Here is a 13,627-nt window from a genome sequence, read left to right as displayed (position 1 = left end):
CGATGAGCACCTACGGCAACTTCAACGCCCCCATCGGCTCCCGCCGCGCCCCCGCACTCCGCACCGTGGGCACGAGGGAGCGCCGATCGCACCTCACCGCCCCCCGCGTGCCGACCGTCGGCATCGACATCGGGGGCACCAAGGTGATGGCGGGGGTCGTCGACGCCGACGGCAACATCCTGGAGAAGGTCCGCACGGAGACCCCGGACAAGTCCAAGAGCCCGAAGGTCGTCGAGGACACGATCGTCGAGCTGGTCCTGGACCTGTCCGACCGTCACGACGTGCACGCGGTCGGCGTCGGCGCGGCGGGCTGGGTGGACGCGGACCGCAACCGCGTGCTGTTCGCGCCCCACCTGTCGTGGCGCAACGAGCCGCTGCGCGACCGCCTCTCCGGCCGCCTCGCGGTACCCGTACTGGTGGACAACGACGCCAACACGGCCGCCTGGGCGGAGTGGCGTTTCGGCGCGGGCCGCGGCGAGGACCACCTCGTCATGATCACCCTCGGTACCGGCATCGGCGGCGCGATCCTCGAGGACGGCCAGGTCAAGCGCGGCAAGTACGGCGTCGCCGGCGAGTTCGGCCACATGCAGGTCGTGCCCGGCGGCCACCGCTGCCCGTGCGGCAACCGCGGCTGCTGGGAGCAGTACAGCTCGGGCAACGCGCTGGTCAGGGAGGCCCGCGAACTGGCCGCCGCCGACTCCCCGGTGGCGTACGGGATCATCGAGCACGTCAAGGGCAACATCGGCGACATCACCGGCCCGATGATCACCGAGCTGGCCCGTGACGGCGACGCGATGTGCATCGAGCTGCTCCAGGACATCGGCCAGTGGCTCGGCGTCGGCATCGCCAACCTGGCCGCCGCCCTGGACCCGTCGTGCTTCGTGATCGGCGGCGGCGTCTCGGCCGCCGACGACCTGCTGATCGGCCCCGCGCGGGACGCCTTCAAGCGCCAGCTCACCGGGCGCGGCTACCGCCCCGAGGCCCGGATCGTCCGCGCCCAGCTGGGCCCCGAGGCCGGTATGGTCGGCGCCGCCGACCTGGCCCGCCTGGTCGCCCGCCGCTTCCGGCGCGCCAAGCGGCGCCGTGTGGAGCGCTACGAGCGCTTCGAGCGCTTCACCGAGGCGGCCCGCCGTACCCAGGACACGGCGTGACCGCCGCCCCGCCCCGCCCCCAGGACGCCGCATGACCACCGCACCGCCCCGCACGACCCGGGACACCGCATGACAGCCTCGCTGCCCCGCCAGGCCGCGCCCTCCGACGGGCCGGACCGCCCGCCGGAGGACCGCCGGCACGTGATCCGCCGCCGGGCGCTCACCCTGCTGATCATCGTGCTGCTCATCGGCGTCCCGGCCGGCTACCTGGTGATCTCCGCCAACCAGAGCCGCGACAGCGGCAAGGACAAGGAGGCGAAGTACTCGGCGACCGGCCTGACCGAGGGCTGGCCGTCGAAGGTCCAGCGCCGCCTCTACCAGGTGCCGATCCCGCACCCGTCGAACCAGGTCGCCTACTACGAGACGAACAACTGGAAGACCAGCCGGCTGTACGCGCAGTTCCAGACCACCCAGGCCGGACTCGACCAGTTCCTCGCCGAGATCGGCGTCAGCCGGGCCGACCTGAAGAAGGGCCACATCACCATCAGCGCCCGCGACCAGGAGGTCACGGGCTGGAAGTTCGACGGCCCCGGCTCGCGCCCCGGGGACGACTTCGGCATCGTCCACGAACAGAAGAACCCCAAGCCGACGCTGGACGTGGTCGTGAACACCGGCAACGCGATCTACCCCTTCGTGTACGTGGTCTCCCGCACGGTCCCCTGACCGGTCCCGCCCGGCCGGAACGCCGTGACCGGCCGGGCTCCGGAGCCGATTGTCAGACCCCGCCCGTAGAGTCGAAGACGACTGATCCGACACGCGGGCGGGAGGTGGACACCAGTCATGAGCGTCATGGCCGACGGCACGGCCGCGGAGACCGGGCCGGGATCCGGCTCCGTCTGCGTGCGGCTCGCCGCCGTCTTCCTGCCCGCGCCCCTCCCGCGCGAGGGCCGCGTCGCGTTCTGGGACCCGGCGGACGGCCCGCTGCCCGGCACGGCGGACGCGGAGCGCGCGGAGCTCACCGTCGTCCGGCGCCGCGGCTCCGCCATCCGACGGGACCAGGTCCCCGCCCTGTCCCTGCCGCTCGGCAAGGCGCTCCCGCTGCTCGTGCGGGCCCGCCGCGACCCGGCCGCCCACCCGGCGACCGCCTGCTGGGGCGCGGCCGCGCTGCACGCGCTGCGGCTCACCGCCCGCGGCCGCCTGCTGCCCGGGCTGACGCCCGCGGGACACGACGCCTGGCGGGCGGGCCCGCTGGACCCGGAGGACATCGCCCATCTGCGCGCGGTCGCCGCCGCGCTCCCGCCGGAGGGCCACGCGGTGCCGCTCCCCGGCTCCGGACCGCTCCGGCTGCCCCGGCCCGAAGCCCTGATGCGGTCCTTCCTGGACGCCGTGGCGGACACCCTGCCCCGCACCCCGGCCGCGCCGTACGCGTGCGGGAAGCCCTTCGCCGACCGCCGGCCCCAGCGGCTGCCCGGCGCGCACGACTGGGCCGCGGAGGTCGCCGCGGGCATGGACGCGGGCGTGCGGATCTCGCTCCGCCTCGACCTGTCCGCGTACGACATGTTCGACCGGCTCGACGACGGCGGGCGGGCGCGCCGGGCCGGGGCGGCGATCGTCCAGGTGCACAGCCTCGCCGACCCCACCCTGATGACCGACGCGGCGGCCCTGTGGGCGGGCGAGGCCGACGCCGCCTTCGGGGCACGCGCCCGCGTGGACGCAGCCCTCGCCGTACGGCGCGCGGCCCGTGTCTGGCCGCCGCTCGCCCGGCTCGCCGAGCAGGACGCGCCGGACGTCCTGGCCCTGTCCGAGGACGAGCTGAGCGATCTGCTCGGGGTGGCGGCCACCCGGCTCGCGACGGCCGGGGTCGCCGTGCACTGGCCGAGGGACCTGGCGCAGGACCTCAGCGCCGCCGCCGTGATCAGGACCGCCCCCGGCTCGGCGACCGACGGCACCGGCTTCTTCGAGAGCGAGGAGCTGCTCCAGTTCCGCTGGCAGCTGGCGCTCGGCGGCGACCCGCTCAGCGACGCCGAGATGGACACCCTGGCGGAGGCCCACCGCCCGGTGGTCCGGCTCCGTGACCAGTGGGTCCTCGTCGACCCGGCGCTCGTGCGCAAGGCCCGCAAGCGGGAACTGGGCCTGCTCGACCCGGTGGACGCCCTGTCCGTCGCGCTCAGCGGCACCGCGGAGGTCGACGGCGAGAGCGTCGAGGCGGTGCCGGTCGGCGCCCTGGCCGCCCTGCGCGACCGCCTCACCGCCGGGGTGCACCCCGCCGAACCGCCCGCCGGTCTGCACGCCACGCTGCGCGACTACCAGCTGCGCGGCCTGGCCTGGCTGGACCTCATGACCACCCTCGGCCTGGGCGGCTGCCTCGCCGACGACATGGGCCTCGGCAAGACGATCACCGTCATCGCCCTGCACCTGAAGCGGGCCCGCACCGAACCGACCCTGGTGGTCTGCCCGGCCTCACTCCTCGGCAACTGGCAGCGCGAGATCCACCGCTTCGCGCCCGGCGTCCCGGTCCGCCGCTTCCACGGCCCCGACCGCAGCCTGGACGACCTCGCCGGCGGCTTCGTCCTCACCACGTACGGCACGATGCGCTCGGTGGCGCCCGCCCTCGCCGGACAGCCCTGGGGCATGGTCGTCGCGGACGAGGCCCAGCACGTGAAGAACCCCTACTCGGCGACGGCGAAGGCCCTGCGCACGATCCCGACCCCCGCGCGCGTGGCCCTGACCGGTACCCCCGTCGAGAACAACCTCTCCGAGCTCTGGGCCCTGCTCGACTGGACGACACCCGGACTCCTCGGCCCCCTGAAGTCCTTCCGCGCCCGGCACGCGCGCGCGGTCGAGAACGGCGAGGACGACCAGGCGGTGGAGCGCCTGGCGCGGCTGGTCCGCCCGTTCCTCCTGCGGCGCAAGAAGTCCGACCCCGGCATCGTGCCCGAGCTGCCGCCCAAGACCGAGACCGACCACCCGGTCCCGCTCACCCGCGAACAGGCCGCGCTGTACGAGGCGGTGGTGCGCGAGTCGCTGCTGGCCATCGAGACGGCGGACGGCATCGCCCGGCGCGGCCTGGTGCTGAAGCTGCTGGGCGCGCTCAAGCAGATCTGCGACCACCCGGCTCTCTACCTCAAGGAGGAGAGCGCCTCCGTCGGCGACGCCCTGGCCGCCCGCTCCGGCAAACTCGCCCTGCTGGACGAGCTGCTGGACACCCTGCTCGCCGAGGACGGCTCGGCCCTCGTCTTCACGCAGTACGTCGGCATGGCCCGTCTGATCCACGCCCACCTCACCGCCCGCGCGGTCCCGGTCGACCTGCTGCACGGCGGCACCCCGATCCCCGAGCGGGAGCGGATGGTGGACCGTTTCCAGGCCGGTGCGACCCCGGTCCTCGTCCTCTCCCTGAAGGCCGCAGGCACCGGCCTCAACCTCACCCGCGCGGGTCATGTCGTCCACTTCGACCGCTGGTGGAACCCCGCGGTGGAGGAACAGGCCACCGACCGCGCGTACCGCATCGGCCAGACCCAGCCGGTGCAGGTGCACCGCCTCATCACCGAGGGCACCGTCGAGGACCGCATCGCCGAGATGCTCCAGGCGAAGCGCGCCCTGGCCGACGCGATCCTCGGCTCCGGCGAGTCGGCCCTCACCGAACTCACGGACCGCGAACTGTCCGACCTGGTCAGGCTGCGGAGGGAGGCGTGATGGGGGAGACGGAGAAGCGCGGGACGACGACCGAGACCACGGCCGTCACCGGGGCCGAGCCCGCCCTGCCCGCCCACGAGCCCACAACCGGACCCGCCCCCGACGCCGGGTCCGCCGCTGACGCCGGGCCCGACACCGATGCCGGGAGCGTGACCGCCGCTGACGCCGGGACCGCCGCCGCCCCCGTCACGTGGCCCGTCACCGAAGCCGGGACCCGCGCCTCCGCCACCGGCACCGCACCCGCAGAGTCCGGGTCCGCTGCAGACGACGACGCCGGAACAGCCCCCGACGCCGGGAGTCCGCCCACCGCCGCCGTCACCGACGGGGAACAGCGGGAGAAGTCCACCAGTCCCGCGGACGAGGCACGCCGAGCGCTTCGGGAGGCGCGGGAGCGCTCGCAGGAGCAGGACCCGACGCAAGCCCCGTCCCGCAAGTCGACGCACGCCCCGTCCCGCAAGTCGACGCCCGCCCCGTCCCGCAAGTCGACGCCCGCCCCGTCGCGCGCGTCGTCGCACGACCCCATGGTGCGGCCCGGAGATGCCGCCCCCCGACCCGGCGACGCGGTGCGCGCGGCCCTGCGGCGCACGGCGGGTGCCGCGCCCGTGGCGGACACCGTGGCGGACCCCGTGACGGTGGCCGGATCAGCCTCCGCGGAAGCCGCCGAGGCCACCGACGCCGACTCCCCCGGGGCCCCGACCCCGTCGCCGGAGGCACGGCCGTCGCCACCCTCGCGGACGTCGCCCCCGCCGGCGGACACCCCGGAGGCCGGCGCCCCGTCGGAGGCCGCCGGGCCGTGTGCCCCGCGGGGCGGCACCGGCTCGCGCCCCGGCGACGTCGCCCGGGAGGCACTGCGCGCCGCGCGGGCGGAGGCTCGGCAGAGCCTGGCCGGGACCGGGACCGGGACCGGGGCAGGCCGCGGGACCCCGCGCGGCGGCGCGGGCACCCGCCCCGGCGCCCGCGCCGCCGAAACCCGGCGGCACCGCGGCGCAGCCGACCAGGTCGCCGACGAACGAGCGCGTGCCGTCAGGGAGTTGCTCGCGGGCGCCTTCCAGATGCCGTCGGAGGAGACGGCCGAATCCGCTCCCGACGAGGCCGCGACCACGTCCGAGGCCGGGCCCGGAACCGGGACCGCTTCCGAGCGCACGACCCTGTCCGAGGTCGGACCGCGAGCCGAGCCCGCCCCCGAGCGCGGGACCACGTCCGAGGTCCACCCCGCAACCGGCACCGGCCGTGAGGCCCTTTCCGCGCCCGAGGCCACTTCCGCTCCGGAGGAGGCCGTTCCCGGGCGCGGGACCGAGCCCGGCCTCGTTCCTGGTCCCGGGGCCGGTCCCGGGACCGATCCCGGGCCGGATGCGGCTCCCGGCAACACGACCGCCGCCGAAGGAGGTTCGTCCCGAGGCGCGGCCCCCGCGAGGTTCCCCGAGGACGCGCCCTCCCCGTCCGCCGAGCCCTCCCGCGCCCGCCGCTCCATGGGCGCCCCCGCACGGGACGGCGACCACCGCCGCACCTTCCCCGCGTTCCCGCCGCGCACCGGTGGATCCTTCGCCGGGACCTGGTGGGGCAACGCCTGGGTGACCGCGCTGGAGGAGGGCGCCCTCGACGCCAAGCGCCTGGCCCGCGGGCGTGGTTACGCCGAGCAGGGAAACGTCGACGCCATCACCGTGACCCCCGGGCTCGTCCTGGCCTACGTGCAGGGCAGCCGCCCCCGCCCCTACCGTGTGCAGGTGCGGCTGCGCACCCTCGGCGCCGAGGACTGGGAGCGGTTCCTGGAGGCGGCCGTCGAGCGTCCCGGGCACATCGCCGCGCTGCTCGACAAGGAGATGCCCGAGTCTCTCGCCGAGTGCGGGGTGCCGCTGCTTCCCGGCCCCGGCGACCTCGAGCCGCAGTGCAGCTGTCCCGACCGGGGCCACCCGTGCAAGCACGCGGCCGCCCTCTGCTACCAGACCGCGCGGCTGCTCGACGCCGACCCGTTCGTGCTGCTCCTGCTGCGCGGCCGGGGCGAACGCGAGGTGCTCGACGCGCTGTCCCGCCGCAACGCCACCCGTGCCGCCCGCGCCGCCCAGGAGCAGGAACCGGAACCCCTGCCGGGCGTCCGGGCCGCCGAGGCCCTCGCCGAGCGCCGGCTCCCGCCGCTGCCCGCCCCGCTGCCCGTGCCCCCGCACCCCGAGCAGCCTCCCGCCTATCCCTCCGCGCCGAACGGCCCCGACTCCTTCGCACTGGACCACCTCGCGACCGACGCGGCCGCCCGCGCCCACGCCCTGCTGGTCACCGGCCACGACGAGATCGGCGAACTGACCCTCTGGCGGGACGCCGTGCGGCTCGCCGCCTCCCGGCCCGGATCCGGGCTCACCGTCACCACCCGCGCCCTCTACGCGGCGCTGGCCTCGGCCGTCGGCCGCACCCCGGTCGAGCTGGCCCGCGCGGTGGCCGCCTGGCGGCAGGGCGGGCCGGACGGGCTCACCGTCCTGGAGGAGACCTGGGACCCGCCCGCCGGTCGCTTCGACCGGGCCCGGCCGCTCCTCCTCGCCGCCGACCTCCCGGCCTTCCGCCCGCGCCACAACCACCTCACCCACCCCCGCGGGCATGTCCAGCTCCGCTTCGGCCGCGACGGGTTGTGGTACGCGTACGAGTCCGAACCGGGCCGGGACGACTGGTGGCCGCGCGGCACCCCCGACCCCGATCCGGTGGGGGCGCTGACCGGTCTGGGCGGCTCGGACGAGTTCTGACCCCCGCCGCCCCACTCGACGCGCGGGCACCCGGCAGGCCGTTGCCCGGGTCCTGCGGGCGTTGCCCAACTCGACCGATCCGCTCCCCACGTCACCGATCCGCGCGCCAACTCGACCGACCCGCTCCCCACGTCACCGATCCGCGCGCCAACTCGACCGATCCGCTGCCCAGTTCGGCGCCCTCCTCGTACGATGGCGCCCGTGACCCTCGACGACCACCGCCACGTCCCGCGGTACCGCGCGCTGTTCCCGCGCGGCTGTTGTTGATCCTCACCTCACCCCTCTCCGCCCTCCCGCCGTGGACGCGCCGCGCCTTCTGACGCCCTGATCGCGTCCCGGTCCAGGCATCCCCCGGCTCCGGAAAGGCACGCCCATGCCCACGTCTCCCACGCCCGAATCCGCCTACGACCGGCGCAGACTGCGCCAGTGGCTGGCCGGCGAGGCCCGCGCCGACGGCGTCTCCCGGCGCGACCTGCTCCGGCTCGCCGCCGCCGCCGGACTCGCCACCGCCGCGGCCCCGGCCTTCGCCGCGCCCGCCGCCGCGGCCCCGGCCTTCGCCGCGCCCGCCGCCGCGGCGACCTCGCCCGGCATCGTCAAGGCGCTCCCCGACGACTGGTTCACCGTCCGCGGGACCAACGCCGAGACGAAGTTCGCCTCCCTGGCCGGCACCGGCTACCACACCCCCGTCGACCACTTCTTCGTCCGCAACCACACCGCCACCCCGGTGCTCGACGCCGCCGACTGGACCCTCACCGTCCACGGCGACGGACTCACCCGCGCCACCCCCGCCGAATTCACCCTCGCCGACCTCAAGAAGTTCCCCGCGGTGACCCGTACGGCGTTCGTGGAGTGCGCGGGCAACGGCCGCAGCTTCTTCGCCTCCCAGCAGGGACAGGCCGTCACCGGCACGGCGTGGACGCTGGGCGCGATCGGCACCGCGCGCTGGCGCGGCGTCCGCCTCGCCGACGTCCTCCGCCGGGCGGGGCTCTCCCGCGACGCCGTCGACGTCCTGCCCCGCGGACTCGACGCCGCCTACGTCACCGCCGACGGCACCGACCTCGGCCGGGTCCGCCGTCCGCTGCCGGTGTCCAAGGCGCTCGACGACGTGCTCCTCGCCTACGAGATGAACGGCGAACCGCTTCCCCACGACCACGGCTTCCCCGTGCGCGTCCTGGTCCCGCACTGGATCGGCATCGCGTCGATCAAGTGGGTCGGTGACATCGAGGTGTCCGCGCAGCCCCTCTACTCGCCCTGGAACACCGACTTCTACCGGCTGTTCGGCAGCGCCCACCCCGAAGGCGGCAGCGCCCCGCTGACCCGGCAGACCGTCAAGAGCGCCTGGGAGCTGCCCTGGGACGCGACCTTCGGGGCGGGCGCCGTGCACCGCCTGACCGGACGCTCCTGGTCCGGCGCGGGCGCGGTCGTGCGCGTCGACGTCAGCACCGACGGCGGGACCCGCTGGCGGCCCGCCCGGCTGCACGACGCCCCGCGCCGCGGGGGCTGGGTCCGCTGGTCCACCGACTGGCGCCCGTCGGAGCCGGGCGGGTACACCCTGCTGGCGCGGGCCACCGACAGCACCGGCCGCACCCAGCCCGACACGACCGTCCCGAACACCCAGGGCTACCTGTTCGACGCCGTGGTCCGGCACGCCGTACGGGCGGTGTGAGGCGAACGCGCGTACGGGGGACAGGCGTCGGCCGAGGGCTCGGGAGGGGTTTCCCGGGCTCCGTCTGTACGATGCACGCGCATCCGGTCTCACGGACCGCCCGGCGCGGGTGGGTGAAGCCCGGTGCAGAGGATCTTCGCGGGGCTGCCACAACCTGGGACGGCTTGCACGGGGTTCCGACCCAAGCGCGTGAGAAATTGTGAGATGTGGGAGCGTGAACCGGGTGAGCGAGAGTACGACCAACACCCTGCAATACCGCTTCGACGGGCCGGAGGACGCACCTGTCCTGATCCTGGGTCCCTCACTGGGCACGACATGGCACATGTGGGACCGTCAGGTTCCCGAGCTGGCCCAGCAGTGGCGGATCTTCCGCTACGACCTCCCCGGCCACGGCGGCGCCCCGGCCCATCCGGTCGGGTCCGTCTCCGACCTGGCCGGGCGGCTGCTCGCCACCCTCGACGGGCTCGGGGTGCAGCGCTTCGGCTATGCGGGCTGCGCCTTCGGCGGCGCGGTCGGCGTGGAGCTGGCGCTGCGGCACCCGGAGCGGGTCGCCTCCCTCGCGCTGATCGCGGCCTCGCCGCGGTTCGGCACGGCCGACGAGTTCCGGCAGCGGGGCGTGATCGTGCGCACGAACGGGCTCGACCCCATCGCCCGCAGCTCGCCCGACCGCTGGTTCACCAGCGGCTTCGCGGCGGCGCAGCCCGCGATCACCGAGTGGGCCGTGCAGATGGTGCGCACCACCGACCCCGGCTGCTACATAGCGGCCTGCGAGGCGCTCGCCGCCTTCGACGTGCGGGCCGAGATCGGTCTCGTGGGGGTGCCGACGCTGGTCCTGGTCGGCTCGGACGACCAGGTCACCGGTCCCGCCGAGGCGCGCACCCTGGTGGCCGGCATCCCGGACGCCCGGCTGGCCGTCGTACCGGGAGCCTCGCACCTGGTCCCGGTGGAGCAGCCCGCGGCCGTCACCGACCTGCTGGTGCGCCACTTCTCCACGGCCTGGCAGCCCGCCTACGACGCCGGCACCGGGCAGACGGCCGCCGTGCCGGGCATTCCCGTCCGAGCGGTCCAGACCGTGCCCCAGCAGCAGCAGCAGCCGCCGCAGCCGGTGGCCATCGCGGAGATCGCGCCCGCCCCGGTGCTCGAGCCGGCCCAGGTCATGGGCCGACCCGATCCGTACGACGCCGGTCTGAAGGTGCGCCGCGAGGTCCTCGGGGACGCCCATGTGGACCGGGCGCTGTCGCAGGCCGACGACTTCTCCGGGGACTTCCAGGAGTTCATCACCCGCTATGCCTGGGGCGAGATCTGGGACCGGCCCGGCCTCGACCGGCGCTCCCGCTCCTGCGTCACGCTCACCGCGCTGGTCGCGGGCGGCCACCTGGAGGAGCTCGCCTTCCACGTCCGGGCCGCGCTGCGCAACGGCCTCACCCCGGACGAGATCAAGGAGGTGCTGCTCCAGGCGGCCGTCTACTGCGGCGTGCCCGCGGCGAACAGCGCGTTCAAGGTGGCACAGCAGGTCATCCGGGAGGAGACCACCCCCACCGAGTGAGCCCTCCACGGGGCGCGGGGGCAGGATGGATCCCATGACCGCTCTGAAACTCACCAAGAAGTCGCACGCGTGCGTGCGCCTGGAGAAGGACGGGCGCACGCTCGTCCTCGACCCGGGCGGATTCAGCGAGGCGGACGCCGCGGTCGGCGCGGACGCGATCCTGGTCACCCACGAGCACCCCGACCACTTCGACGAGAAGCGGCTGCGGGCGGCGCTGGAGGCCGACCCGGCCGTCGGGATCTGGACCCTGCGGTCCGTCGCGGAGAAGCTCGCCGCCGCGTTCCCCGGCCGGGTGCACACCGTGGGCCACGGCGACACGTTCACCGCCGCGGGCTTCGACGTCCAGGTCCACGGCGAGCTGCACGCCGTCATCCACCCCGACCTCCCGCGTGTCACCAACGTCGGCTTCCTCGTCGACGGCGGGCGCGTCTTCCACCCCGGGGACGCGCTCACCGTCCCCGACCACCCCGTGGAGACCCTGCTGGCCCCGGTCCAGGCCCCCTGGAACAAGATCTCCGAGGTCATCGAGTACGTCCGCGCGGTCCGGCCGCAGCGCGTCTACGACATCCACGACGCCCTCCTCACCGACCTCGCCCGCCCGATCTACGACACGCACCTGGGCAACCTGGGCGGCGCCGACCACGGCCGGCTGGCGCCGGGGGCCTCCGCGGAGGTCTGAGCGAGGGCGTTGTCGGACCCGCCGGGTAGGTTGTGAGGCATGCGTATCGCGACCTGGAACGTGAACTCGATCACCGCCCGCCTGCCGAGGCTGCTGGCCTGGCTGGAGAGCAGCGGCACCGACGTGCTGTGCCTCCAGGAGGCCAAGGTCGCCGAGGCGCAGTTCCCGCTCGACCAGCTGCGCGAGCTGGGCTACGAGGCGGCGGTGCACGCCACGGGCCGGTGGAACGGCGTGGCGGTGATCTCCCGCGTCGGCCTGGCGGACGTGGTCAAGGGCCTGCCCGGTGACCCGGGCTACGACGGGGCGCCGGAGCCCCGCGCCATCGGCGCGACCTGCGGCCCGGTCCGCGTCTGGTCGGTGTACGTGCCGAACGGCCGCGAGGTCGACCACCCGCACTACGCCTACAAGCTCCAGTGGTTCGAGGCCCTCAAGGCCGCCGTCGCGGGCGACGCGGCGGGCAGCCGCCCCTTCGCGGTGATGGGCGACTACAACGTGGCGCCGACCGACGACGACGTGTACGACGTGGCCGCCTTCGAGGGCCTCACCCATGTCACCCCCGCCGAGCGGGCCGCCCTGGCGTCGCTGCTCGAGGCCGGCCTGTCGGACGTCGTCCCGCGCCCCCTGAAGTACGACCACCCCTTCACGTACTGGGACTACCGCCAGCTCGCCTTCCCCAAGAACCGCGGCATGCGCATCGACCTGGTGTACGGCAACGAGCCGTTCGCCGCGGCCGTCAAGGACTCCTACGTCGACCGCGAGGAGCGCAAGGGCAAGGGCGCCTCGGATCACGCTCCGGTCGTGGTCGACCTCGACGTGTGACGGCGGGCCGGTGCCCGTCCGGCCGTGCGCGATGCCCGCCCGGACGCGGGCCCCGGCCCCCTGCCTGTGCCAGCGCGCCTGTGGTGCGCATGCCGGTGTGAATGTCACGCTGGGCTTATGAACATCCCTTTCCTGGGCAACAGGAGCAAGAAGTACCGTGTGGCGGTGCTCGCCGAGGACCCCGAGGGGATCGCCGAACTCCTCTCCGAATGCGAGCTGTTGCGTTCCCAGGCGGCCCGGGAGGGGATCGGACTCGACGACACGGCCGCCTCGTTGGAGGCGCTGGACCAGCTTCCGCCGCGCTGGCGCGACGACGAGGAGAACCTGCCCTGGTTCGGTCACGACGCGGGGCTCTACCTGGGAACGGTCCTCGTGCGCACGGTGCCCGGCGCCGTCTGGGTGATCTGGCCCGGCGGGGAACCCGTCGTGCGGCTGGCGTCCGGCCGCGAGATCGACGTCGTGGCCGCCGGGCGCGAGTGGGCCGCGACCGGCACCCCCGAACTGTCCCAGCTGTACGCCGAGGTGGCCGAGAACTGACGTGCGGGCGCGTAAATACGGCTAATGGCGGCGAAGTGCGTGTCGTGCCTCGGCTCCGATCCTGTGTGGATAGTTTGCGGCGACCACGACACAGCTGAAAGTGAGTAGGGCTGCGCATGGCCGTCGATCCGTTGATCGAGCTGCGTGACGTCAACAAGTACTTCGGGGAGCTCCATGTCCTCCAGGACGTCAACCTCACCGTCGGCAGGGGGGAGGTGGTCGTGGTGATCGGCCCTTCGGGGTCGGGGAAGTCGACACTGTGCCGCGCGATCAACCGGCTGGAGCCGATCCGGTCGGGTTCGATCACGCTCGACGGCCGGCCGCTGCCCGAGGAGGGCAAGGCGCTGGCGCGACTGCGGTCCGACGTCGGCATGGTCTTCCAGTCCTTCAACCTGTTCGCCCACAAGACCGTTCTCCAGAACATCTCGCTGGGCCAGGTGAAGGTGCGCAGACGCAAGAAGGACGAGGCCGACGCGCGCTCCCGCGAACTGCTCGACCGGGTGGGCCTCGCCGACCAGGCCGACAAGTTCCCCGCACAGCTCTCCGGAGGCCAGCAGCAGCGCGTGGCCATCGCCCGCGCCCTCGCCATGGATCCCAAGGCGCTCCTGTTCGACGAGCCCACCTCCGCCCTCGACCCCGAGATGATCAACGAGGTCCTGGAGGTCATGCAGCAGCTCGCCCGGGACGGGATGACCATGGTCGTGGTCACCCACGAGATGGGCTTCGCCCGCTCGGCCGCCAACCGCGTGATCTTCATGGACGACGGTCGCATCGTCGAGGACCGCACCCCCGAGGAGTTCTTCACCGCCCCGCGCAGCGACCGCGCCAAGGACTTCCTGTCCAAGATCCTCAAGCACTGAGCGACGGCGT

Annotated in this window: 10 protein-coding genes; all 10 read left to right on the top strand. The window is 74.6% G+C overall.

Features of this window, described 5'->3' with window-relative positions; translation table 11 throughout:
• Nucleotides 1-2 precede the first annotated feature (2 nt).
• The 10 genes from J2X68_RS22100 to J2X68_RS22055 all read left to right on the top strand — a co-directional run bounded on the left by J2X68_RS22100 (nt 3) and on the right by J2X68_RS22055 (nt 13,617).
• A complete protein-coding gene (locus J2X68_RS22100) occupies nt 3-1,151 on the top strand; it encodes an ROK family glucokinase (protein ID WP_310434259.1) in 1,149 nt (382 codons plus the stop codon).
• 69 nt (nt 1,152-1,220) lie between these two features.
• Nucleotides 1,221-1,814, top strand: a complete 594-nt coding sequence (locus J2X68_RS22095) for a sugar kinase (RefSeq protein WP_310434258.1) — start codon at nt 1,221-1,223, stop codon at nt 1,812-1,814.
• A 126-nt stretch (nt 1,815-1,940) separates the two neighbouring features.
• The gene (locus J2X68_RS22090; protein ID WP_310434417.1) at nt 1,941-4,784 is read left to right on the top strand and encodes a DEAD/DEAH box helicase; all 2,844 of its coding nucleotides are present in this window, start codon (nt 1,941-1,943) and stop codon (nt 4,782-4,784) included.
• A gap of 521 nt (nt 4,785-5,305) precedes the next feature.
• Nucleotides 5,306-7,510, top strand: a complete 2,205-nt coding sequence (locus tag J2X68_RS22085) for an SWIM zinc finger family protein (protein WP_310434416.1) — start codon at nt 5,306-5,308, stop codon at nt 7,508-7,510.
• Between the two features lie 373 nt (nt 7,511-7,883).
• Nucleotides 7,884-9,176, top strand: coding sequence for a sulfite oxidase (locus tag J2X68_RS22080; RefSeq protein ID WP_310434257.1), 1,293 nt, complete (start codon nt 7,884-7,886; stop codon nt 9,174-9,176).
• Nucleotides 9,177-9,399: 223 nt separating this feature from the next.
• Nucleotides 9,400-10,722, top strand: a complete 1,323-nt coding sequence (gene pcaC, locus J2X68_RS22075) for a 4-carboxymuconolactone decarboxylase (RefSeq protein WP_310434256.1) — start codon at nt 9,400-9,402, stop codon at nt 10,720-10,722.
• Between the two features lie 43 nt (nt 10,723-10,765).
• On the top strand, nt 10,766-11,401 hold the full coding sequence (locus J2X68_RS22070; RefSeq protein ID WP_310434415.1) for an MBL fold metallo-hydrolase: 636 nt from the start codon (nt 10,766-10,768) through the stop codon (nt 11,399-11,401).
• Nucleotides 11,402-11,440: 39 nt separating this feature from the next.
• Nucleotides 11,441-12,220: an exodeoxyribonuclease III gene (locus J2X68_RS22065; protein WP_310434255.1), complete on the top strand. Its 780-nt coding sequence runs from the start codon at nt 11,441-11,443 to the stop codon at nt 12,218-12,220.
• 117 nt (nt 12,221-12,337) lie between these two features.
• Nucleotides 12,338-12,757 carry a DUF6278 family protein gene (locus J2X68_RS22060; RefSeq protein ID WP_310434254.1) on the top strand — a complete coding sequence of 140 codons (420 nt, stop codon included), beginning with the start codon at nt 12,338-12,340 and terminating at the stop codon, nt 12,755-12,757.
• Nucleotides 12,758-12,873: 116 nt separating this feature from the next.
• Nucleotides 12,874-13,617, top strand: a complete 744-nt coding sequence (locus tag J2X68_RS22055; protein ID WP_310434253.1) for an amino acid ABC transporter ATP-binding protein — start codon at nt 12,874-12,876, stop codon at nt 13,615-13,617.
• Nucleotides 13,618-13,627 lie beyond the last annotated feature (10 nt).

Origin of the sequence: Streptomyces sp. 3330, from assembly GCF_031456635.1 — a bacterium.
GTDB lineage: Bacteria > Actinomycetota > Actinomycetes > Streptomycetales > Streptomycetaceae > Streptomyces.
This window is presented reverse-complemented; position numbering and strand designations above follow the sequence as displayed.